Source organism: Mycobacterium sp. IS-1496, from assembly GCF_001499995.1.
Taxonomy (GTDB): Bacteria; Actinomycetota; Actinomycetes; order Mycobacteriales; family Mycobacteriaceae; genus Mycobacterium.
Window position 1 is genome coordinate 1 of sequence record NZ_LQIU01000030.1, and the last position, 22,225, is coordinate 22,225.

19 protein-coding genes are annotated in these 22,225 nt (G+C 69.3%); 7 read left to right on the plus strand and 12 right to left on the minus strand.

The genetic code is table 11. The features are described from left to right. The 8 genes from mspA to AU195_RS16170 all read right to left on the minus strand — a co-directional run. On the minus strand, positions 1–578 hold a 578-nt coding region (gene mspA / locus AU195_RS16140; protein ID WP_059160071.1), incomplete at its 3' end, for a porin MspA. A 386-nt stretch (positions 579–964) separates the two neighbouring features. Further along, the gene (locus tag AU195_RS25960) at positions 965–1,123 is read right to left on the minus strand and encodes a hypothetical protein (RefSeq protein ID WP_172800609.1); all 159 of its coding nucleotides are present in this window, start codon (positions 1,121–1,123) and stop codon (positions 965–967) included. Positions 1,124–1,279: 156 nt separating this feature from the next. Beyond that, positions 1,280–1,825 (minus strand): MogA/MoaB family molybdenum cofactor biosynthesis protein, encoded by a 546-nt coding sequence (locus AU195_RS16145; protein ID WP_172800610.1) that lies wholly within the window; start codon positions 1,823–1,825, stop codon positions 1,280–1,282. Between the two features lie 23 nt (positions 1,826–1,848). Then, positions 1,849–3,159, minus strand: coding sequence for a S1C family serine protease (locus tag AU195_RS16150; RefSeq protein WP_059160072.1), 1,311 nt, complete (start codon positions 3,157–3,159; stop codon positions 1,849–1,851). 90 nt (positions 3,160–3,249) lie between these two features. Then, the gene (locus tag AU195_RS16155; RefSeq protein WP_059160073.1) at positions 3,250–4,776 is read right to left on the minus strand and encodes a HAMP domain-containing sensor histidine kinase; all 1,527 of its coding nucleotides are present in this window, start codon (positions 4,774–4,776) and stop codon (positions 3,250–3,252) included. Then, a complete protein-coding gene (locus tag AU195_RS16160; protein ID WP_059160074.1) occupies positions 4,776–5,462 on the minus strand; it encodes a response regulator transcription factor in 687 nt (228 codons plus the stop codon). Before AU195_RS16160 ends, AU195_RS16155 begins: the two co-directional genes overlap by 1 nt. Before the next feature lie 67 nt (positions 5,463–5,529). Next, positions 5,530–5,703, minus strand: coding sequence for a 50S ribosomal protein L32 (rpmF, locus tag AU195_RS16165; protein ID WP_011561680.1), 174 nt, complete (start codon positions 5,701–5,703; stop codon positions 5,530–5,532). A 117-nt stretch (positions 5,704–5,820) separates the two neighbouring features. Then, a complete protein-coding gene (locus tag AU195_RS16170; RefSeq protein WP_059160075.1) occupies positions 5,821–6,240 on the minus strand; it encodes a hypothetical protein in 420 nt (139 codons plus the stop codon). A 150-nt stretch (positions 6,241–6,390) separates the two neighbouring features. Between AU195_RS16170 and AU195_RS16175 the strand changes: the two genes are divergently transcribed. From AU195_RS16175 to AU195_RS16205, 7 genes are all read left to right on the plus strand, one after another. Beyond that, positions 6,391–8,079 carry an acyclic terpene utilization AtuA family protein gene (locus AU195_RS16175; protein WP_157531155.1) on the plus strand — a complete coding sequence of 563 codons (1,689 nt, stop codon included), beginning with the start codon at positions 6,391–6,393 and terminating at the stop codon, positions 8,077–8,079. Next, the gene (locus AU195_RS16180; protein ID WP_059160077.1) at positions 8,076–9,254 is read left to right on the plus strand and encodes an acyl-CoA dehydrogenase family protein; all 1,179 of its coding nucleotides are present in this window, start codon (positions 8,076–8,078) and stop codon (positions 9,252–9,254) included. The genes AU195_RS16175 and AU195_RS16180 overlap by 4 nt, the downstream gene beginning before the upstream one ends. A 91-nt stretch (positions 9,255–9,345) precedes the next feature. Continuing rightward, a complete protein-coding gene (locus AU195_RS16185) occupies positions 9,346–10,938 on the plus strand; it encodes an acyl-CoA carboxylase subunit beta (protein WP_059160078.1) in 1,593 nt (530 codons plus the stop codon). 82 nt (positions 10,939–11,020) lie between these two features. After that, a complete protein-coding gene (locus AU195_RS16190; protein ID WP_059160079.1) occupies positions 11,021–12,988 on the plus strand; it encodes an acetyl/propionyl/methylcrotonyl-CoA carboxylase subunit alpha in 1,968 nt (655 codons plus the stop codon). After that, positions 12,985–14,145 carry an acyl-CoA dehydrogenase family protein gene (locus AU195_RS16195; protein WP_059160080.1) on the plus strand — a complete coding sequence of 387 codons (1,161 nt, stop codon included), beginning with the start codon at positions 12,985–12,987 and terminating at the stop codon, positions 14,143–14,145. The genes AU195_RS16190 and AU195_RS16195 overlap by 4 nt, the downstream gene beginning before the upstream one ends. Before the next feature lie 13 nt (positions 14,146–14,158). Next, positions 14,159–14,926 carry an enoyl-CoA hydratase family protein gene (locus tag AU195_RS16200; protein WP_059160081.1) on the plus strand — a complete coding sequence of 256 codons (768 nt, stop codon included), beginning with the start codon at positions 14,159–14,161 and terminating at the stop codon, positions 14,924–14,926. Between the two features lie 252 nt (positions 14,927–15,178). Continuing rightward, positions 15,179–15,772 carry a DUF1707 SHOCT-like domain-containing protein gene (locus AU195_RS16205; protein WP_059160082.1) on the plus strand — a complete coding sequence of 198 codons (594 nt, stop codon included), beginning with the start codon at positions 15,179–15,181 and terminating at the stop codon, positions 15,770–15,772. On the opposite strand, the gene AU195_RS16210 is transcribed toward AU195_RS16205, so the two are convergent. The 4 genes from AU195_RS16210 to AU195_RS16225 form a co-directional block, all read right to left on the minus strand. After that, complete coding sequence (locus AU195_RS16210; RefSeq protein WP_059160083.1) at positions 15,769–17,163, minus strand: PE-PPE domain-containing protein; 1,395 nt, start codon at positions 17,161–17,163, stop codon at positions 15,769–15,771. The genes AU195_RS16205 and AU195_RS16210 overlap by 4 nt on opposite strands. Before the next feature lie 185 nt (positions 17,164–17,348). Further along, complete coding sequence (locus AU195_RS16215) at positions 17,349–18,677, minus strand: PE-PPE domain-containing protein (RefSeq protein ID WP_059160084.1); 1,329 nt, start codon at positions 18,675–18,677, stop codon at positions 17,349–17,351. 102 nt (positions 18,678–18,779) lie between these two features. After that, on the minus strand, positions 18,780–20,768 hold the full coding sequence (locus tag AU195_RS16220; protein WP_059160085.1) for a VWA domain-containing protein: 1,989 nt from the start codon (positions 20,766–20,768) through the stop codon (positions 18,780–18,782). Next, positions 20,761–22,143, minus strand: coding sequence for a sigma 54-interacting transcriptional regulator (locus AU195_RS16225; RefSeq protein ID WP_059160086.1), 1,383 nt, complete (start codon positions 22,141–22,143; stop codon positions 20,761–20,763). The genes AU195_RS16220 and AU195_RS16225 overlap by 8 nt, the downstream gene beginning before the upstream one ends. Positions 22,144–22,225: the final 82 nt, after the last annotated feature.

Consider the following 22,225-nt stretch of genomic DNA (forward strand, 5'->3'; position numbering starts at 1 on the left):
CGCAGCAGCACACCGCCGGCCGCACCGGTCACCGTGCCGTGGGCGTTGGAGACCGCCACAGCACCCTCGGCACCCTCGACGTCGACCGCGAAGGTCGCCACTTCCTGGATGCCCGGGCCGTTACCGAGATCGGCGCTGATCGACACACCCGGGAACAGCGGCGGGGTCACGATGCCGGTGAACTCATTGCCCAGGGTGGTGTCGATGAAGCCGGCGCCCTCGAGGCCGTCGAAGGCGATGTTCGGGGTGGTGTAGCTGAAGTTGATGCCCACACCCAGCGACCAGGGGAAGCCGATCTGGTAACCCAGCTCGAGCGAACCCTCGAAGTCCTCGGCACCCTCACCGGCCACGATGTACTTGGCCCGGCCCGAGTGGAACCACTCACGGGTCAGCCGGTTGCGGTCGAGCGGGAACACCCCGTTGAGGAACGTGTCCCACTGCTGAATCGTCAGCGTCCGGCCCTGCCCGTCGACCAGGCTGAGCTCGTTGTCCAGACCTGCGTTGGAGGTGCCCGTGCTCGTGAACAGAGCCGCGATGGCCGCAACCAACGCGATCAGCACCCGACTGATTGCCTTCATGTTCTCCCTAGCTGTTATGGACGGTGACGTGCTCACCGAGTTGTTGTTGGGTGCCTGGCCCTACCGCTCCACCACACACCTTGCAAGCGCAACTTGTAGGGAAAATTAGAGACCCCACAGATTGCTCTTACGCCTAGCTCATCGTTGACACGAGAAACATATAGGTGAGCCTATGGGGCGGCAACGCGGGCGGTTCGCGGCCTCGACTCGGGCCGCACGAAGATCAGGATTTGCTGAGTATCCGCAGCCAGCGTCGCCGATCGCCGCCCCGCACACGAACGGGGCCGGCGTCCCGGAACCCGTGCATTCGCAACGACGCACCGTGGAGTCCCTGGTGGGAAGTTCTTTCACCAGGCAAATTCAGCCGAATCGTACGAACACGGCCTTCAATCATGGTGAGGCGGAATGTTGTCGCGCAGCCAGCGATCGTGCTGCGCCTCGTCCTCGCCGGCCCGGTCATCGCGTTCGTCGGACGACGTCTCGGGCAGCGTCTCGCCGAAGATCTTGTTAACTGAATCCCGGGAGGGCTTCGCACGCTCAGTCACGAGAATCCTTCTCTGTGATCAAGATCACAAATGGTATGGGATTTGTGTTCACCTGCCCGTAACGCTGCAGACAGTTGCCGTAACGAGGCGAACCAAAAAGACGCCGGACGACGCTCAGGAGGCGTCGTCGCGGCGTCTTGGCAGGACGAATCGACGTCAGATTTCCAGGCTGGATAGCTGTCCGATGATTTGCACGGCCAGCGGGCTCAGGGTGGCCATGCCGTCGCGCACCGCCGCGCGGGACCCGGCGATGTTGACCACCAGGGTGCTGCCCGAGATACCGGCCAGCCCGCGGGACACCCCCGCGTCGACGATGCCGGCGGACAGCCCGGATGCGCGCAGCGCCTCGGAGATGCCGAGCAGCTCACGGTCGAGGATGTCCCGGGTGGCTTCCGGAGTCACGTCGCGCGGCGTCACACCCGTGCCGCCGACCGACACGACGAGGTCCACGCCGCCGATCACGGCGGTGTTCAACGCGTTGCGGATCTCCACCTCGTCGGCGGACACCACGACGACACCGTCGACGACGAAGCCCGCCTCACCGAGAAGCTCGGTGACCAGCGGACCGCTGTGATCCTCTTCGTCGCCATGGGCGGTGCGGTCATCGACGACGACGACGAGCGCGCGGCCCACCAACTCCCCTGGCTGTTCCATGACCTCAACCGTATATGTGGGCACGGACAGTGGCGCAGCCACTCGCAGTGTTCCGGGTCCGGTGCCGGTGGTCACTGCTGCATCTTCCCGAGCGTCACCTGCACGCTCTGCGGCTTACCCGACGGGTCGAGGTACGTCAGCGTCACCTTCTCACCCGGCGCCTTCGACCGCACCGCCGCCACCAGCGCGTCGGCACTGTTGATCACTCGATCGTCGACCTTGGTCACCACCACGCCGCTGGGCAGACCCGCGGCTGCCGCGGCGCCTCCGTCGTTCACCTCGACGATCTTCGCGCCGTCGGTGGCCGCGTCGTTGCTGACCTGCACGCCGAGCGAGGCGTGCGAGGCGCTGCCGTTCTGGATCAACTCGTCGGCGATGCGCTTCGCCTGATCCACCGGGATCGCGAAGCCCAGCCCGATCGAACCGCTCTGCGCCTGCGCCGAGTCGCCGCCCATGGTGGCGATCGCCGAGTTGACGCCGACCAGTTCACCGTTCATGTTCACCAGTGCGCCGCCCGAGTTGCCGGGATTGATCGCGGCGTCGGTCTGGATGGCGTCGAGGACCGTGTTCTGGTTGCGCGTGTCGCCGCCTGCGGCGACCGGCCGGTTCAGCGCGCTGATGATGCCGGTGGTGACCGTGCCCTCGAGGCCGAGCGGCGAACCGATGGCGACGACGTCCTGACCCACGCGCAGATCGCTCGACGACCCCAGCGTGATCGGTGTCAGGCCCGAGACGTTCTCCGCGCGGACCACCGCGATGTCGCTGCTGGGATCGGTGCCGACGACGGTGAACGACGTGCTGCGGCCGTCGGAGAAGATCACCTTGGTCTGGGCGCCGCCCGGTGCACCGGGCCGGTCGGCGGCCGCGGCCACCACGTGGTTGTTCGTCAGGATCAGACCGTCCGACGTGAGGATGATGCCCGAACCCTCCTCCGAGGCCCGGCCCAGACTCGTCTCGAGTTTCACCACACTCGGCACCACCTTGGCGGCCACCTGCTCCACCGACCCGGCGGGCAGGGCGGCGGCGGGCACGCTCGGCGCCGCGCCCGTGATCGAGCTGCCGAACGAGGGCCGGTCCTGATGGACCATCGTCGCCACACCGCCACCGATACCGGCGGACACCACCGCCACGGCGAGCGCGCCGACCGTCAACGCCCCTGCGCGTGAACGCTTTTGGGCAGGACGCGGCTGCGGGACCACCGCGGTCGGCTGGGCGGCGCCGCGATAGGGGTCGTACGGCGCCCGGAACTGCTGCTGCGGTTGGGCCGCGTACCGCCAGTCATACGGCTGTTGCTGGGGATACGCGTCCGGCCTCTGGGCATGCGGATATCCCGTATCCGGCTGCTGTTGCGGCGGCGGCGAATACCTCGGGTGGTTCGTCATGTCGCGTCGATGCTCTTCCTCGTATGTGATCCGACAGTTCGTTCAACGAAGGACTTGCTCCCACAGTGCCCAGCTGGACTGAGAATCCACTTAGAGTTCCTTGGAAGCGGACCGAGACCTGCCGTTGGCCGACTTCCCGATCGGCGATGTGTCGTGGATTCCCTGCGACACCGGGCCGGTTCCGTTGCCGCCGTGCGCAGGGATCGGACGGCCCGGCAGCATCACGTAGAACGACGTGCCCGGCGGGTTGCCACCCGGCACGGTGTCCTCGACCCGCAGTGCGCCACCGTGTTTGAGCACGACCTGTTTGACGATCGCCAGTCCGAGGCCCGAGCCCGGCATCGCGCGCGCGGCGGTCGACCGATAGAAGCGCTCGAACACCAGCCGGCGCTCGGCCTCCGGGATGCCCGGGCCCTGATCGGAGACGACGAGTTCGGCGTGCACCGGATCCGTCTGTGTCAGGCGCACTCCCACGCGACCGCCGGGCGGGCTCCACTTCGCCGCGTTGTCGAGGAGATTGAGCACGGCGCGCGCCAGACCCGCGGCATCGCCGTAGACCTGCCAGCCGACGATGTCGACGTCGAACTCGATGTCGTTGCGCCGCCGCCGGACTCGCTCCAGGCTGCGGTCGACCACGTCGGCCATGTCGACGGTCTCGTAGACCACACCGCCCGCTTCGTCGCGGGTGAGGTCGACGAGATCGCCGACCAGTGTGGACAGTTCCTCGATCTGGGCGATCACGTCGGCCCGCAGACCGGCCATCTCCTCCTCCGGAAGCCGAGGCGCGCCCGGCGCCTGCGAGGCCATCAGGAGTTCGACGTTGGTGCGCAGGGACGTCAGCGGCGTGCGGAGTTCGTGGCCGGCGTCGGACACCAGCCGCGCCTGCCGTTCGCGCGACTCCGTCAGCGCCCGCAGCATCATGTTGAACGCCTCGGTGAGGCGGGCGAGCTCGTCGCTGCCGAACACCGGGATGGGTCGCAGGTCGTCGGTGCGGGCCACCCGTTCGGCCGCCTGGGTCAACCGGCCCACCGGCCGCAGCCCCGCCCTGGCGACCATCCCGCCCGCGATGGCCGCGACGGCCACCCCGACCCCGCCGACGATCAGCAGCACGGTGCCGAGGCGGCCGAGCACCTGGCCCGTGGGCGCGAGGCTCTTGGAGATGAGAAGTGAACTGCCGTTGGTGAGGTGTACCGCCAGGATGCGCTGATGGTTCGCGGTGCGCAGCGACAGCAGCAGCTCACCGGAGATCACGTCCTTCTCCGCCTCACCGAGCGGGAGCGTCTGGCCCTGCTGGTTGGCCGTATAGATGGACCGGCCCGGATTGACCAGCATCGCGTTGACGTCGGAGTAGGCGGTGCCCTCGATCGCCTTACCGGGGTCGGCCGCCAGCGACCCGCTCTCGATCAGCAGCCGCGCGCGGCTGTGCAGCTGGTTGTCGATGTCGTCGTAGAGCGCCCGGGAGACGACGGCGTAGACGGCGACGGACATCAGCACGACGACCATCGCCACCATCGACATCGCCAGCAGCATCACGCGCCACCGCAACGACAGGGAACTGGTGTTGCGCGCGGGCTTGAGCCGCGCTGGCGGAGGGACCGGAGGAGGCGGCAGGGTCATCAGGGCGGCGTCTCGCGGAGCACGTACCCCACACCGCGCACGGTGTGGATGAGTCGCGGCTCCCCGGACGCTTCGGTCTTGCGGCGCAGATAGCCGATGTACACCTCGAGCGCGTTCCCCGAGGTCGGGAAGTCGAAGCCCCACACTTCCTCGAGGATGCGGCTGCGCGTGAGCACGCGGCGCGGGTTGGCGATGAGCATCTCCAGCAACGCGAACTCGGTGCGGGTGAGGCTGATCTGCCGGGATCCCCGGGTCACCTCGCGGGTGACGGGGTCCAGGGTGAGATCGAGAAAGGTCAGCGCGGGCGAATCCAGACCCTCGTCGGGCGAGGTGCGGCGCAGCAGGGCCCGCATCCGCGCGAGCAGCTCCTCCAGCGCGAATGGTTTGGGCAGGTAGTCGTCGGCGCCGGCATCGAGTCCGGCGACCCGCTCGGACACCGAGTCACGGGCGGTCAGCACCAGGATCGGCAGGTCGTCGCCGGTGCTGCGCAGCTGCCGGCACACCTCCAGGCCGTCGAGCCGGGGCATCATCACGTCGAGCACGACGGCATCGGGCCGGTCGTTGGCGATCAGGTCGAGAGCTTCGACACCGTCCTGGGCCAACTCGACCGAGTAGCCGTTGAAGGACAGGGACCGGCGCAGGGATTCTCGCACCGCACGATCGTCGTCGACGACAAGTATGCGCACAGGCACAGTTTCACCTCAACGCCTGAGAGAGCGCTGAGAGGCGCGCCGCTACGACCCCGAAGTCGTGTCAGCGACGATCGAGGTCGATGAGGCCCAGCCGGGCGGCCTTGAGCAGGCGACGCGGCACCTTGTGCTGCTGGCCGGCGACGGTCACACCGACGAGTTCGGTGGGCTTGGCCTTCCACTGCGCGCGACGGCTACGAGTGTTCGAACGCGACATTCTGCGCTTGGGCACAGCCATGATCGAGCTTCTCCTCTGACGGGTATGGGTGCCACGCGAAACCCGGTTCAGGGCGGGGCGCCGGCAAGTGCTCTTCAGGATAGCCGGTGAGCTGCGCCGCCTCCAAAACCCGGGCGCTCAGCGCCGCCGGAGACGGCCGCGCACGGTGTCGAAGAACATCGGGTAGGCCGCGAGGACCAGGCCGGCGAATACGACGCCGAACCACATGATCGTGCGGTGGCCGGAGGCGATACCCCACCAGATGCCCCCGAACCCCGCGAAGGCGCACACGGCGAAGCTCAGCGGCAATCCGATCGACGTCCAGCGGTCGGGTGCACGGCCGCTGCGGTGCGTCGGCCTGCGGCCGGGGTCCACCGGCGGATTCACCGACCGGCGGAAACCAGCCACGATCTGGTAGACGCCGAACGCGGCGACCAGCCAGCCCGCGGCCGGTGACGAGGCACCCCTGCCGGTCTCGCTCAGTGGCGGGCCGAGTCCGATCGCGATGCCGCTCACCGTCCACACGACGCCGAACAGCGCCTGGGCGATCCACGACATCGGTCAAGTATCGGTCCGCGCTGCGGGGCCACAGCACACCAATCCCACCTGAACCCTTGACCTGGGACCGGCAGTACCGGCTAACCTACCGGTTGGTTGGCGGGTCGATGACGATTGGAGCCGGCATGGGAGCACGGATTGGGTGATCCAGTGCGCATCGGCAATTGCTCGGGCTTCTACGGGGACCGGCTGGCCGCGATGCGCGAGATGCTCACCGGCGGCGAGCTCGACTTCCTCACCGGCGACTATCTCGCCGAACTGACCATGCTCATCCTGGCGCGTGACCGGGCGAAGAACCCCGACCGCGGCTACGCCAAGACGTTTCTGGCACAACTGGAGGACTGCCTCGGCCTCGCCGTCGAGCGTGGAGTCCGCATCGTCACCAACGCCGGCGGCCTCAATCCGGCCGGGTTGGCCGCCGCGGTGCGCGGACTGGCCGACCGCCTCGGCCTGTCCGTCAACGTCGCCCACGTCGAGGGCGACGACCTGGCCGGCCGCGCCGGTGAGCTGGGGTTCGGCACACCACTGGCGGCCAACGCGTACCTGGGCGCGTGGGGCATCGTCGACTGCCTGAACTCCGGCGCCGACGTCGTGGTGACGGGCCGCGTCACGGACGCCTCGGTGACGCTCGGGCCCGCCGCCGCGCACTTCGGCTGGAAGCCCACCGACCACGACGCGCTCGCCGGGGCCGTCGCCGCGGGGCACGTCATCGAATGCGGTGTCCAGGCCACCGGCGGCAACTATGCGTTCTTCACCGAACTGCCCGACCTCGTCCACCCCGGATTCCCGCTCGCCGAAATCCACGCCGACGGCTCCTCGGTAATCACCAAACACCCGGGCACCGGCGGCGCCGTCACCGTCGACACCGTCACTGCACAACTTCTCTACGAGATCTCCGGTGCGCGTTACGCGAACCCCGACGTCACGCTGCGCGTCGACTCACTGCGGGTGGATCACGACGGGCCCGACCGGGTGCGGATCAGCGGGGTGGTCGGGGAACCACCGCCACCGACGCTGAAGGTATCGCTCAACACCATCGGCGGATTCCGCAACGCGATGACGTTCGTGCTCACCGGCCTCGACATCGACGCGAAGGCCGAGCTCGTCCGGACCCAGCTCGAGGCGGGGCTCACCACGCGGCCGGCCGAACTCGAGTGGACACTCGCGCGCACCGACCACCCCGACGCCGACACCGAGGAGACGGCCAGCGCACTGCTGCGCTGCGTGGTCCGCGACCGGGACCCGGGCACCGTCGGACGCCAGTTCTCCTCCGCCGCAGTCGAACTCGCGCTCGCCAGCTATCCCGGCTTCCACGTCACCGCCCCGCCCGGCGAGGGCCAGGTCTACGGCGTGTTCACCGCCGGCCACGTCGACGCCGCCGACGTGCCCCACATCGCCGTGCACGCCGACGGCACCCGCACCGACATCCCCGCCGCCGCGGACACCCGCGAGCCGGCACCGGTCGACGAACCCGCACTGCCGGCACCGCTGCCGCCCGGGCCGACGCGGCGGGCACCGCTGGGCCTGATCGCCGGCGCGCGCAGCGGGGACAAGGGCGGCAGCGCCAACATCGGGGTGTGGGTGCGCACCGAGGAACAGTGGCGCTGGCTCGCCCACACACTGACCGCCGACCGGTTGCGCGAGTTGCTGCCCGAGACCGCCGACCTGCCGGTCACCCGTCACCTGCTGCCGAACCTGCGGGCGGTGAACTTCGTCGTCGACGGCATCCTCGGCGCCGGGGTCGCCTACCAGGCGCGGTTCGACCCGCAGGCCAAAGGCCTCGGCGAATGGCTGCGCAGCCGTCATCTCGACATCCCCGAGGAGGTGTTGCCCCGGTGAGCATCTGGAACACGCCCGAGCGCAACGCGTTGCGCAAGTCCGTGCGCGCGTTCGCCGAACGCGAGGTCCTGCCGCACGCCGACGAATGGGAGCGCGTCGGCGAGTTGCCCCGTGACCTGCACCGCAAGGCCGGTGAGGCGGGCCTGCTCGGGGCCGGCATGCCCGAATCGGTCGGCGGTGGTGGCGGTGACGGCGCCGACGCGGTGATCATCTGCGAGGAGATGCACTGCGCCGGCGCGCCCGGCGGGGTGTTCGCCTCGCTGTTCACCTCCGGCATCGCGACGCCGCACATGGCCGCCTCCGGCGACGAACGGTTGATCGACGCCTACGTCCGGCCGACGCTGCGGGGCGAGTCGATCGGCGCGCTCGCGATCACCGAACCGGGCGGGGGTTCCGACGTCGGGCACCTCACCACGCGGGCGGACCGCGACGGCGACTCGTACATCGTCAACGGGGCGAAGACCTTCATCACCTCCGGGGTGCGCGCGGACTATGTCGTCACCGCGGTGCGCACCGGCGGCCCCGGCGCGGGCGGGGTGTCGCTGCTCGTGGTCGACAAGGGCACACCTGGATTCGAGGTGACCCGCAAGCTGGACAAGATGGGCTGGCGGTCGTCGGACACCGCCGAACTGTCCTACACCGACGTCCGCGTCCCGGCCGCCAACCTGGTCGGCGCCGAGAACACCGGCTTCCTGCAGATCGCGGGCGCGTTCGTCAGCGAGCGGGTGGGTCTTGCGGCGCAGGCGTATTCGAGTGCGCAGCGCTGCCTCGACCTGACCGTGCGGTGGTGTCGCGACCGCGAGACGTTCGGGCGGCCGCTGATCTCGCGGCAGTCCGTGCAGAACACGCTCGCCGAGATGGCGCGGCGCATCGACGTCGCCCGTGTGTACACCCGCCAGGTCGTGGAGCGGCAACTCGCGGGAGCCGCTCCGGCGGCGACATCAGAGCCCGGCGAGACGAACCTGATCGCCGAGGTGTGCTTCGCCAAGAACACCGCCGTCGACGCCGGCGAATGGGTGGCCAACCAGGCCGTGCAACTGTTCGGCGGGATGGGCTACATGGCCGAGTCCGAGGTGGAGAGGCAATACCGTGACATGCGGATTCTCGGCATCGGCGGCGGGACTACCGAAATCCTGACCGCACTGGCCGCCAAGACGCTTGGATACCAACCATGACCTCACACCTCGTCCCCGCGAGCGTGCACCCACTGCGAAAAGCCGTGCGGATACTCGCAATAGGCTCACACTCGGCGACGCAGGAGGCGCAATGGCGCTGAAGTCCACCCTCGACCCGTCCTCGCCCGGCTACATCGCAGCCGCCGACGCCATGGCCGCCAAACTCGCCGAACTCGAGTCCGAACACGCCAAGGCGCTGGCCGGCGGCGGCGCCAAATACGTCGAACGTCACCACGCCCGGGGCAAACTCACCGCCCGCGAACGCATCGAACTGCTGCTCGACCCCGACTCCCCCTTCCTCGAACTGAGCCCGCTGGCCGCGTGGGGCAGCGAGTTCACCGTCGGCGCCAGCGTGGTCACCGGCATCGGCGCGGTCAGCGGGGTGGAATGCCTGCTCGTCGCCAACGACCCGACGGTCAAGGGCGGCACCAGCAATCCGTGGACCTTGCGAAAGATCCTGCGCGCCAACCAGATCGCGCTGCAGAACCGGCTGCCGGTGATCTCACTGGTCGAGTCGGGCGGAGCCGACCTGCCCACGCAGAAAGAGGTGTTCATCCCCGGCGGGCAGATGTTCCGCGACCTCACCCGCCTCTCCGCGGCAGGGATACCCACCATCGCGCTGGTCTTCGGCAACTCCACCGCCGGCGGCGCGTACGTGCCCGGTATGTCCGACCACGTGGTGATGATCAAGGAGCGCTCCAAGGTGTTCCTGGCCGGGCCGCCGCTGGTGAAGATGGCCACCGGCGAGGAATCCGACGACGAATCACTCGGCGGCGCCGAGATGCATTCGCGCACATCCGGTCTCGGTGACTACTTCGCTTCCGACGAACTCGACGCGCTGCGGATCGGTCGGCGCATCGTCGCGCGGCTGAACTGGCGCAAGCTGGGACCGACACCGGCCCCGGTGACAGAGCCGCTGTTCGACAGCGAGGAACTGCTCGGCATCGTCCCGCCCGACCTTCGGATCCCGTTCGATCCGCGCGACGTCATCGCGCGCATCGTCGACGGCTCGGAGTTCGACGAGTTCAAGGCGCTGTACGGCTCGTCGCTGGTGACCGGCTGGGCACGGCTGCACGGCTACCCGATCGGAATCCTGGCCAACGCCCGCGGTGTGCTGTTCAGCGAGGAGTCGCAGAAGGCCACGCAGTTCATCCAGTTGGCGAACCGGTCGGATACGCCACTTCTCTTCCTGCACAACACGACCGGATACATGGTCGGCAAGCAGTACGAGGAGGGCGGGATGATCAAGCACGGCTCGATGATGATCAACGCCGTGTCGAACTCGACGGTGCCGCACCTGTCGCTGCTGATCGGCGCCTCCTACGGCGCCGGTCACTACGGCATGTGCGGACGCGCCTACGACCCCCGGTTCCTGTTCGCCTGGCCGAGCGCCAAGGCGGCGGTGATGGGCGGTACGCAGTTGGCCGGGGTGATCTCGATCGTCGGCCGCGCGGCTGCCCAGGCGCGGGGCCAGGTCGTCGACGAGGACGCCGACGCCGCGCTGCGGGCGGCGATCGAGGCGCAGATCGAGGCCGAGTCGCTGCCGATGTTCCTGTCCGGACGGCTCTACGACGACGGCGTCATCGACCCCCGCGACACCCGCACCGTGCTGGGCATGTGCCTGTCCGCCATCGCGAACCGGCCGATCGAGGGGACGTCGAACTTCGGCGTCTTCCGGATGTGAGCGCCGCGATGACAGCGATTTCGGCGCGGTTGTCGACGGTAGGCGAACGTCAGCGCGCCGAAATCGCAGGAGAGGGGGCACAGTGATCACCCGAGTGCTCGTCGCCAACCGCGGGGAGATCGCCCGCCGGGTGTTCGCCACCTGCCGCCGCCTGGGTATCGGCACCGTCGCCGTCTACACCGACCCCGACGCCCACTCACCGCACGTCGCCGAGGCGGACGCGCGGGTGCGGCTGCAGGGCAACAACGGTTACCTCGACAGCGCCCAGCTCATCGCCGCCGCGCGCGCGGCCGGGGCGGACGCGGTCCATCCCGGATACGGATTCCTCTCGGAGAACGCCGAATTCGCCGCAGCGGTGCACGACGCCGGGTTGACGTGGATCGGCCCGCCGGTCGCCGCGGTCGCGGCGATGGGCAGCAAGATCGAGGCCAAGAAGATGATGGCCGCGGCCGGTGTCCCGGTGCTCGACGAGCTCGACCCCGCAAGTGTGACGGCCGATCAGTTGCCCGTGCTGGTGAAGGCCTCGGCAGGCGGCGGCGGCCGGGGGATGCGGGTGGTGCGTGACCTCGACGCCCTGGCCGACGAAGTGGCCGCCGCGCAGCGCGAGGCACAGTCGGCGTTCGGCGACCCGACGGTGTTCTGCGAGCGCTACCTCGCCGCGGGCCACCACGTCGAGGTGCAGGTGATGGCCGACGCGCACGGCGCCGTGTGGGCGGTCGGCGAGCGGGAGTGCTCGATCCAGCGCAGGCACCAGAAGATCGTCGAGGAGGCGCCGTCGCCGCTCGTCGAACGCACCCCGGGGATGCGGGCCAGGCTCTTCGACGCGGCCCGCCTCGCCGCGAAGGCGATCGGGTACACCGGCGCCGGGACGGTCGAGTTCATGGCCGACGGAAACGGCGACTTCTACTTCCTCGAGATGAACACCCGGCTGCAGGTCGAGCACCCCGTCACCGAGGCCACCACCGGACTCGACCTCGTCCAACTGCAGCTGCTGGTCGCCGACGATCACCCACTCGACCCGGAACCGCCCGCCGCACAGGGCCATTCGATCGAGGTCCGCCTCTACGCCGAGGATCCGTCGCGCAACTGGCAGCCGCAGGCCGGCACCGTGCACCGCTTCGACGTGCCGGGCGCCGCAGTGCGCTTCGAACCACAGAGGCGCACAGGCGTGCGGGTGGACTCCGGCGTCGTCGACGGCTCGGTGGTCTCGATCTTCTACGATCCGATGCTCGCCAAGGTCATCTCCTACGCGCCGACCCGCAAGCAGGCCGCGGCGATCCTGGCCGACGCGCTGGTGCGCACCAGGTTGCACGGGGTTCGCACCAACCGCGACCTGCTGGTCAACGTGCTGCGGCATCCGGCCTTCCTCGACGGGGCGACCGATACGGCGTTCTTCGACACCCACGGCCTCGCCGAACTCGCCGCGCCCACCGGCGACGGCCGCACCACCCAACTGGCCGTGCTCGCCGCGGCGCTCTCCGATGCGGCCCGAAACCGCGCTGACGCAACGGTGTTCGCCGCCGCACCGAGCGGCTGGCGCAACCTGGCCTCCGGCTACCAGACCAAGCGGTACCGCGATACCGAAGGCGACGAGCACGAGGTGCGCTACCGGTTCACCCGCAGCGGTGTGGAATTCGCCGACCACGACGACGTGACCCTGGTGTCCGCGACCCCGCAGCGGGTGGTGCTGGCCGCCGGCGGCGCCGAGTTCCCGTTCGACGTCGCCCGCCACGGTGACGCCGTGTTCGTCGACTCGGCGCTGGGCGCCGTGGAGTTCGTCGCGCTGCCGCGTTTCCCCGACCCGGAGTCCGCCGTCGCGCACGGTTCGCTGATCGCGCCGATGCCCGGTGCGGTGGTGCGGGTGGGCGCCGCCGTCGGGGACACCGTGACCGCCGGCCAACCGCTCGTGTGGCTCGAGGCCATGAAGATGGAGCACACGCTGACCGCCCCCGGCGACGGTGTGCTCGCCGAACTGACTGTCGCACCCGGCCAGCAGGTCGAGGTCGGCGCCGTCCTTGCCCGCGTGCAGACCGAAGGAGACACCCCATGACCGGTTTCGTGGAGACCGACGAACAGCAGGCCCTGCGCCAGGCGGTGGCCGCGATGGCCGCCAACTACGGGCAGGACTACTACCTGGAGAAGGCCCGCGCCGGTGAGCACACCGACGAACTGTGGGCCGAGGCGGGCAAGCTCGGGTTCATCGGGGTGAACCTGCCCGAGGAGTACGGCGGGGGCGGCGCCGGCATGTACGAGCTGTCGCTGGTGATGGAGGAGATGGCGGCCGCCGGGTCGGCGCTGCTGATGATGGTGGTCTCCCCCGCCATCAACGGCACGATCATCGGCAAGTTCGGCACCGACGAGCAGAAGCGGCGCTGGCTGCCCGGCATCGCCGACGGCTCGATCACGATGGCGTTCGCGATCACCGAACCCGATGCCGGGTCGAACTCGCACCGGATCACCACCACCGCGCGCCGCGACGGCGGCGACTGGATCCTGGGCGGCCAGAAGGTCTACATCTCCGGCGTCGACCAGGCGCAGGCGGTGCTGGTGGTCGGCCGCACCGAGGACCACAAGACGGGTCACCTCAAACCCGCGCTGTTCGTCGTGCCGACCGATACGCCGGGGCTCAGCTGGACCAAGATCGAGATGGAGCTGATCAGCCCCGAGAACCAGTTCCAGGTGTTCCTCGACGACGTCCGCCTGCCCGCCGACGCGCTCGTCGGGTCGGAGGACGCCGCGATCGCGCAGTTGTTCGCGGGCCTGAATCCCGAGCGGATCATGGGCGCGGCGAGCGCCGTCGGCATGGGCCGCTTCGCGATCAACCGCGCGGTCGACTACGTCAAGACCCGGCAGGTGTGGAAGACGCCGATCGGCGCCCACCAGGGTCTGTCGCACCCGCTCGCGCAGAACCACATCGAGATCGAACTGGCCAAGCTGATGATGCAGAAGGCCGCCGCGCTCTACGACGGCGGCGACGACGCGGGCGCCGCCGAGGCCGCCAACATGGCGAAGTACGCGGCGGGCGAGGCGTCGGTGCGCGCGGTCGACCAGGCCGTGCAGTCGATGGGCGGCAACGGGCTGACCAAGGAGTACGGCGTGGCGGCGGCGGTGACCGCGTCACGGCTCGCGCGCATCGCCCCGGTGAGCCGGGAGATGATCCTCAACTTCGTCGCGCAGACGTCGCTCGGCCTGCCCCGCTCGTACTGATGGGGGCCCGCTGATGTCCGATCTGGTGCGCTACGCCGTCGACGGCAGCGTCGCCCGGCTGACGCTGGACTCACCGCACAACCGCAACGCCCTGTCAGGTGCCCTGGTCGACCAGTTGCACGACGGTCTGCGCCGGGCCGCCGCCGACGCCGGCGTGCGGACCGTCGTGCTCGGCCACACGGGCGGCACGTTCTGCGCGGGCGCCGATCTGCGGGAGGCCGCCGGACGGGAACCGGGTGACGTCGCGGTCGACCGGGCCCGGGAACTGACCGGGACGCTGCGGGCGATCCTCGAATCGCCGGTGCCGGTGATCGCGGCGATCGACGGACACGTGCGGGCCGGCGGCCTCGGCCTGGTCGGCGCCTGCGACCTCGTGGTCGCCGGGCCGGCCAGCACCTTCGCGCTGACCGAGGCCCGGATCGGCGTCGCGCCGTCGATCATCTCGATGACGCTGCTGCCGAAGATGACGCCGCGGGCCGCGGGCCGGTACTTCGTCACCGGCGAGACGTTCGGCGCTCAGGAGGCCGAGCGTGTCGGACTGGCGACCGTGGCGACCGACGACGTCGAGTCCACCGTCGCGGAGTTGGCCGCACAGATCGGCCGGGGATCACCCCAGGGACTGGCGGCGTCCAAGGCGTTGACGACGGCCGCGCTGCTGCAGGCGTTCGACCGTGACGCCGCGGCGCTGGTCGAGCAGTCCGCCGCGCTGTTCGTCTCCGAGGAGGCGCGCGAAGGCATGCTGGCGTTCCTCGAGAAGCGCCCGCCGAGATGGCTCGGTTGACTCCGGCGTGGCACCCGACGGTGGCCGCCGCGAGCAATGTGGTTGAAATCGCAGCAATCCGAAAGGGTCGAGGCGCGTTACACATTCGGGTCCGAATGACGCCATAAGCCCAGCGTGTGACGATGGCTTTCCGACCGGGCCGGGGTGAGGCAGCAGTAACTTCGACGGTCTAGCGGGTTCGCCGTCACGGGTGAGGGCACAGTTTAGCCAACACTCTTGCATGTGCCAGCGTTCGTCGTAGGCTCGTCTCTGATGAGCACACCTGCAACGCCGCGGAACGGTTCGAAGCGCGCTGCCGACACCGATCGAATTCAGGTCGCGCAGTTGCTCACCGATGCCGCGGCGCAGGGACGCCTGCAGATGTCCGAGTACGAGAGCCGTCTGACCAAGGCCTACGCCGCCCAGACCTACGACGAACTCGCCTCGTTGAGCGCCGACCTGCCGGGCGCGATGACCACACCGCGCGGTACCGGACCGTGCCGGCCTGCACCGTCGACGGTGCTGCTGGCGATCATGAGCGGATTCGAGCGACGCGGCCGGTGGAACGTCCCGTGTCGGCTCACCACCCTGGCGTTCTTCGGTGGCGGGGTCGTCGACTTGCGCTACGCGGACTTCACCGCACCCGAGGTGGACATCCGGGCGTACTCGGTGTTCGGCGGTCAGACGATCCTGGTGCCGCCGGAGGTGAACGTCGATCTGCGCGGCGTCGCGGTGATGGGATCGTTCGACCACCGCGTCACCGGTGACGGCACGCCCGGCGCACCGTGTGTGCGGATCGGCGGTTTCGCGCTGTGGGGCAGCGTCGCCGTCAAACGCAAGAAGCGCAAGCAGGCCGCCGCCGGTTAATCCGTCTCGGAGTCGGTCGAGTCGTTCTCGCTGACGTTCTTCGTCGCCGCCGACGCGCCGTCGGTCACCTTCTTGACCACGTCGTTCAACCGGTCGGTGAACCGCTGTCCGGGCTTGTTCTTCGCGGGCGTCTCGGTCGCCGTTTGGCCGTCGTCATTGCCCTCGTCGTCGGGCAGGACGTCTTCTTCTGCGCTCTTGTCGGCGAGCTCGGCCGTCGACCGCTCCGTCGCCGGCTCAGTCGGCTGGTCGACGAGCGTCGACAGCACCGGCAGCGTGCCCGCTTCCTCGACGGGTTTGGTCACGAAGTTCGTCGGCTGGGAGAAGTCCTCCTGCGCGGTCTTCGCACCCGCGGTCAATCCGTCGTCGACCGAATCCGGTACGCCGCCCAGGGCCAGCAGCGACGAACCGGGCTGCATGGGCCGCGGGACGGTGGGGTCGACCGGTATCGCCGGGTTGTCCTCCATACCCAGGCCGTCGGCGTAGCCGGCGTTGACCAGTTCGGTCAGGGTGGGCTCGAGCGCATCGGCCACGATATCCCCGCCGGGCAGCAGCCGCAGCGGGCGGACCAGGGGCAGCCCGTCGGACTCGAAGGTCACGTAGGTGGTGGTGCCGTCCACCGGAATCGGGTCGCCGACGGGCTCACCATTGGCATCCAGAATGTAGTGGTAGTGCTGGACCGTGGGGTCTTTCGCTTCCGCGAGGATGTCATCTGGCACGACCGCGGTCTGCTGCGCTCCGTAGCCGTAGAGGTAGGCGACCAGGCTGTTGCCGAGGGCGAACGGGTTGAGCGGGTCGACAGGGGCGCTCGAGTTGATGTTGTACTCGTACGCGACATCCAGCACCGGCACACCCGTATCGGTCGGCGTGGGCGCGGCCGAGGTCAGCAGCAGCGGTGCGAACGGTGAATACGTGGTCCAGAAGCCACCGCCTGCGCGGTTGGCGTTGTTGTCGAGAATGACCAGCTCGATGTCGTTCAGGGCCGGATCGTCGTTCTCTGCGAGAATTCCCAGCGCCGTTCCGGTCTGGCCGGCGCCCCAGCCGGACGAGAGGACGACGATGCCGTCCGGATCGTCGTCGGCGGCGCTGATCGCGTCCGCGATGCCCTGCGGGCCCAGGAAGAACGGGACGATCTGCTGTTCGCCGTAGCCGTCGTCGGCGTAGTCGTTGCCGTAATACGTCGTCCCCGCGAAGATCTGCGACGTCGAATTGGCTGGCGTGATCAGCGCGATCAGGTCGACCGACGGAGCGACGGCCGTCGTCGCGCCCGTCATCAACGCCGACGACAGGCCGGTGGCGCCGACCGCGGCCGCGGCGAGCCCACCCGGGGCCATGAGCCGCGCGACCGATGATCGACGTCCGGATGCTGCGCGCAGGGCGCGGTGCTTCGCCATGTGAATCCCCTCGAATGACCGGCGATCCGTCCCGCGGGCTCCCCACTTCCTCACCGGACGGCGTGAATTGAGCAAACGGTAGCGCAGCCCACAGAAGATCAACAGAGGTGAACGCGAACAGGAAATGCGGTGTGCGCGAAGTCAAATAAATCGCCGGCCGCCGCAACGCCACAGACCGGGTGTGGCTACTCCGTCGTGTCGTCGGCGTCCGCGGCCGGTTCGGACGTTTCGGCCTCGTCCTTCGAGCCGGTGTCCCGCGTGCTCGCCTTCTTCGACGTCGGATTCGTCAACTGCTTGATCGTGTTCCTGATGACGGTGCCGACGTGGTTCGACCGCCGTGTCCGCGGAGCGGTGGACTGCGCGGCGTCGGTGTCCGCGTCGAGCTCCTCCACGGGCGCGGACAGTTCTTCGGTCTCCGGCTCCACAGTCGCCGTGACGGTCTGCCTGCGGTTGTTGTCCGGATCGGCGAGGTTGCGCAGGAACGTCGCGGTCTCCCGCGGTGTGGGCAGCAGCGCGGCGGGCCGGTAGACGTCCGGATCGGCCAGCGGGTCGTTGCCCGGGTAGCCGAAATTGACGATGTCGATCAGGGGATCCTCGATGGCGTCGGCGAACCTCTTGCCGGCCTCTCCGCCGTAGGTGCGCAACGGCTGGAGCAACGGCAGGCCGTCGCGGCGGTAGCTGATGTAGGTGGTCTGGCCGACCTGTTTCACGACGACGGTCTCGCCGGAGTCGAGCACCACCGTCGTGTCCTCACCGCCCTCGATCGAGGCCCGGCAGATGCTGTCGCACTCGGCGTCGGTGAGGTCGAGTTCGCCGTCCGCGGTGACCGGCAGGTCGACGTCGTTCTGGTTCAGCCGGTTGTCGAAATAGGTCGCCAACGAGTTCGCCATCGCGAACGGGTTGAGCACGTAGGCCGGGGTGTTGCCGTTGATGTCGTACTCGTAGCCGACGTCGACGACCTGCGCGCCCGGCGATGTGGGTGTCGGCAACGGGTTCACGCCGATGACCGCGAACACCGGGTAACGGGTGCCGAAGCCGCCGTTGGGCCGTGCCACGCTGTTGTCGAGGACGTAGACGGCGTTGGTGGCGACGTCGTCGTCGCCGCCGGTCGCGTCGAGATAGGTGAGCAGCAGGCTGACGTTGGCCGCACCCCAGCCGGAGGACATCACGATGTTGTCCTCGTCGGTGCGCGCGCGGAGCGCGTCGTAGACCCCGAACGGCCCGGTGAAGAAGTTCACCGTGATCTGGTCGCGCCCCTCGGCGAACATGCCGCCGTAGAAGTCCTCGATCCCGGCCCCGGTCGGATTGGTCGAACTGCCCTCGGTGATCAGAGCCGACAGCTCGTACATCGACGAGGCGACGGTCTCCGGGCTCACCACTGCGACACCGCCCGCGGTGGCGACGCTCGCGACGATGACACCGCTCAACGCGGCGGGCAGCGCCGCCCGGCGAAGGCGTCCCCGCGGGGTGCCCTCAGCGCTCCGTCGACACGGCCGGACGCGGTGGTTCGCCATCGATTCCCCTCAGGAGACGGTCCGCCACGGGCCTTCCCCCACCCGACCGGACGCTGCAAAGTCAGCAAACAATAGCGCACAACGCCCGGAAGTGCGTAGAAGTCACCGCCGACGGCGTGAGGTGAGGTAGTCGCCGACCACGGCGGCACCGAGTCCGTCGAGGTCGGGCTCCACCACCCGGCCCTGCACCCGCCGGGCCACCTGGTCGATGAAGCGGGCCAGGCCGGGATCGCTGCCCAAGCGGAAGATCGTGACCTGCGCGCCGAGGCGGGCGACTTCGTCGAAACCGCGCACGGTGTGGGCGATGGTCCGGGGATGCGGCGGATAGTCGAAGAACACCTGGGCTCCGTTGCCACCCGCTCCGAAGTCCTCGAGGTGGGCGGTCGGCTCACCGTCGGTCACCACCAGCACCACTGGTTGGGCGTTCGGATGCCGACGCAGGTGCCGGGTGGCCAGGGCCAGCGCGTGGTGCAGGTTGGTGCCCTGTTCGTAGACGCCCTCCAACCCGGTCAGTTCGGCGGCGCTGACCGTCCTGGCGTACCGGCCGAACGCGACGATCTGCAGTGCGTCGGAGCGGAATCGGGTGCTCACCAGGTGGTTGAGCGCCAGCGCGGTCCGCTTCATCGGCAGCCACCGGTTCTCCATCACCATCGAGAACGAGGTGTCCACGAGCAGCGCCACCGCCGCCTGCGTCCTGGTCTCGGTTTCGGAGATCTCCACGTCATCGACGGTGATGCCGACCGGGATCTCCCGCATCCCCGTCCCGCTCTGCCGCAGCACGGCATTGGTCAGGGTGCGGGTGACGTTCCACGGTTCGGTGTCCCCGAACTGCCAGGCCCGCGTCGCGCCGGTCAGCTCGCCCGCGGCCCCGGCCCGCCGGGTGTCGCGTTCGCCGTGCCGGCCCGAGAGTTGTTGGGCCACATCGCGCAACGCGGCCTGGCCGAGCTGGCGCATGGCCTTCGGCGAGAGCCGCCATTTGCCGTCGGACCCGCGGTCGAGGAAACCCTGGTTCATCAGAGCGCGTTCGAGTTCGGCCAGCGTCCGCGCGTCGACGGCCGCCTGGTCGCCGAGCTGACGGGCCAGGGCGTCGAGGTCGACGTCGTCCATCGAGGCGCCCGCGTAGCTCTGCGACAGCTGTTCGGCGAGCTGTTCGAGCTCACCGATGTCGGCGAGCGCCTGCGCACCCTCCCCCATCCCCAGCGGGTTGTCGCCGGAGAACTCCGACGAACCCGTCCAGTCCTCTCCCGGCCGCGCGGCCTGCAGGTGCGAGTCGAGCCGGTTGAGCGCGTTCATCAGCGACGGCGATCCGAACGCCTGCTGCGCCAACGCATCCAGTTCGGCGCGCTGGTCGGGTGAGAGGCTGTTGCGGAACCGCTGCGCGGCCGCCGCGCGTTTGGCCAGCGAGTCGAGCAGTTCCTCGACGTTGCGCGGGTTCTCCGGGAAGAACTCCCCGTGCTTGGCCATGAAGTCATCGAAGTCTTGTTGCGAATCCTTCCCCTGGGCGTGTTTGTCGAGCAGCTCGTTGAGGTCGTCGAGCATGTCGTTGACGCGCCGGCGATCCTCGTCGGTGGCGTTCTCCAGCGCCTCCTTCATGCCCGCGAAGCGCTGGTCGAGCATCTCGCGGCCGAGCAGATCCTTGATCTGGTCGTACTTCTCGCGCGCTTCGGGGCTGCGCCACTGGTAGTCGGACAACTCCTGGACGGCCTTGGCGGGCGACGGGGACAGCGACTCGATCTGCATCTCGGAGAATCGCGCGTCGTCGTCGAGGGCGCGGGCGAGTTCCTTGCGTTCGGCGAGCACGGCCTCGTCGAGCAGCTTCTTGATCTCCTGCAGGGTGCCGTCGAGGTTGTTGCGGGCCAACAGTTCCCGACGGCGCCGGTTGGCCTCGGCGGCCAGCCGGTCGGCGCCGCGCATGTTCTTGGTACCGCGCCGCAACAGCTCGGACAGGGCGCGCCGGGGTGAGCTGCCCTCCATCACGTCCTCGCCGATCTGCTCGAGCGCCTCGCGCAGATCGACCGGCGGGGCCAGCGGATCCGGCCCGCCGGTGTAGCGGGAGTACTTCGACGACCGGCCGTGGCCGCGTTCAGCCATAGACGGTTTCGCCTTCGCCGGAGACCTTGTCGATCCGCTTCGCCAGGTACAGCGCTTCGAGCGCCAACTCGACGGCGGCGGCCCGCTCACCGTCGGTCTGCGCGTCCAGCCGGGTCGCGATCGCGTCGATGACGGGAAGGTCCGGCAGCGCGGCGAGGACGTCCTTCGCGGACACCCGCTCACCGGTCGTCACCGGGGATCCCTCCTCGACCGCGGCCACCAGCGGTCCCACGTCGAGACCGCCCAGCAACCGCTGCGCGGTGTCGGCGGTGGCGCGGCGCAGCAGGTGTTCGAGCACCGCCTGCTCGCGGCCCTCCTCACCGGATTCGAACTCCAGCTTGCCGCGCAGGACGTCGATGACGGTGCCGAGGTCGACCACGCGGGCGACCGGCTCCTGCTCCCCGAGGATCGTCGACCGGTGTCGCGCGGCCGCCGCGACGGTCTCGGCCGCGGCGATCGCGAACCGCGCGGAGACACCCGAACGCTGGTCGACCGACTGCGATTCGCGCAGGTTGCGCGCGAAGCGGGCGAGGATCTGCAGCAGGTATTCGGGCACGGACGCCGCGAGCTGCGCCTCCTGGGTGATGACGCCGACCTCGGCGTCGAGCCGCAGCGGATAGTGCGTGCGGATCTCCGCGCCGAACCGGTCCTTGAGCGGGGTGATGATGCGGCCGCGGTTGGTGTAGTCCTCCGGGTTCGCGCTGGCGACGACGAGCACGTCGAGCGGCAGCCGCAGCGTGTAGCCGCGGACCTGGATGTCGCGCTCCTCCATCACGTTGAGCATCGACACCTGGATCCGCTCGGCGAGGTCGGGCAGCTCGTTGACGGCAACGATGCCGCGGTGGGCGCGCGGGATCAGACCGTAGGCGATGGTCTCCGGGTCGCCGAGGCTGCGGCCCTCGGCCACCTTGATCGGGTCGATGTCGCCGACCAGGTCGGCCACGCTGGTGTCGGGGGTGGCGAGCTTCTCGGTGTACCGCTCGCTGCGGTGCCGCCACGCCACCTTCAGGTCGTCGCCGGAGTCGGCGACCCGCCGGATCGACTCCGGGGTGATGGGGCTGTACGGGTGCTCGCCGAGTTCCGAACCCTCGATGACGGGCGTCCACTCGTCGAGCAGCCCGGTCAGCGCGCGCAGCAGCCGGGTCTTGCCCTGGCCCCGCTCACCGAGCAGCACGATGTCGTGTCCGGCGATCAGCGCCCGCTCGAGTTGCGGGATCACCGTGTCCTCGAAACCCAGGATCCCGGGCCACATATCGCGGCCTTCGGCCAGTCCGGCCAGCAGGTTCTCCTGGATTTCCTGTTTGACGCCCCGCTCGCGATGACCGGAGGCGCGTAGCTCACCGACGGTCCGGGGCAGATCATGGGGTTGGGTCACCTCTCCACGCTACGACTGCGCGGCGGATGCGGCACCGCTTCCCCCGTGAGCGAACAATGACGGCTGGGCCGCCTCCGGGTCC

Bases quoted from the DNA above. Each gene is read 5' to 3' on its own strand.
- AU195_RS16150 (WP_059160072.1), bottom strand. From the start codon at position 3,159: ATGACGAACCACCCGAGGTATTCGCCGCCGCCGCAACAGCAGCCGGAT.
- AU195_RS16155 (WP_059160073.1), bottom strand. From the start codon at position 4,776: ATGACCCTGCCGCCTCCTCCGGTCCCTCCGCCAGCGCGGCTCAAGCCC.
- rpmF (WP_011561680.1), bottom strand. From the start codon at position 5,703: ATGGCTGTGCCCAAGCGCAGAATGTCGCGTTCGAACACTCGTAGCCGT.
- AU195_RS16170 (WP_059160075.1), bottom strand. From the start codon at position 6,240: ATGTCGTGGATCGCCCAGGCGCTGTTCGGCGTCGTGTGGACGGTGAGC.
- AU195_RS16185 (WP_059160078.1), top strand. From the start codon at position 9,346: ATGGCGCTGAAGTCCACCCTCGACCCGTCCTCGCCCGGCTACATCGCA.
- AU195_RS16195 (WP_059160080.1), top strand. From the start codon at position 12,985: ATGACCGGTTTCGTGGAGACCGACGAACAGCAGGCCCTGCGCCAGGCG.
- AU195_RS16200 (WP_059160081.1), top strand. From the start codon at position 14,159: ATGTCCGATCTGGTGCGCTACGCCGTCGACGGCAGCGTCGCCCGGCTG.
- AU195_RS16205 (WP_059160082.1), top strand. From the start codon at position 15,179: ATGAGCACACCTGCAACGCCGCGGAACGGTTCGAAGCGCGCTGCCGAC.
- AU195_RS16210 (WP_059160083.1), bottom strand. From the start codon at position 17,163: ATGGCGAAGCACCGCGCCCTGCGCGCAGCATCCGGACGTCGATCATCG.
- AU195_RS16215 (WP_059160084.1), bottom strand. From the start codon at position 18,677: ATGGCGAACCACCGCGTCCGGCCGTGTCGACGGAGCGCTGAGGGCACC.
- AU195_RS16220 (WP_059160085.1), bottom strand. From the start codon at position 20,768: ATGGCTGAACGCGGCCACGGCCGGTCGTCGAAGTACTCCCGCTACACC.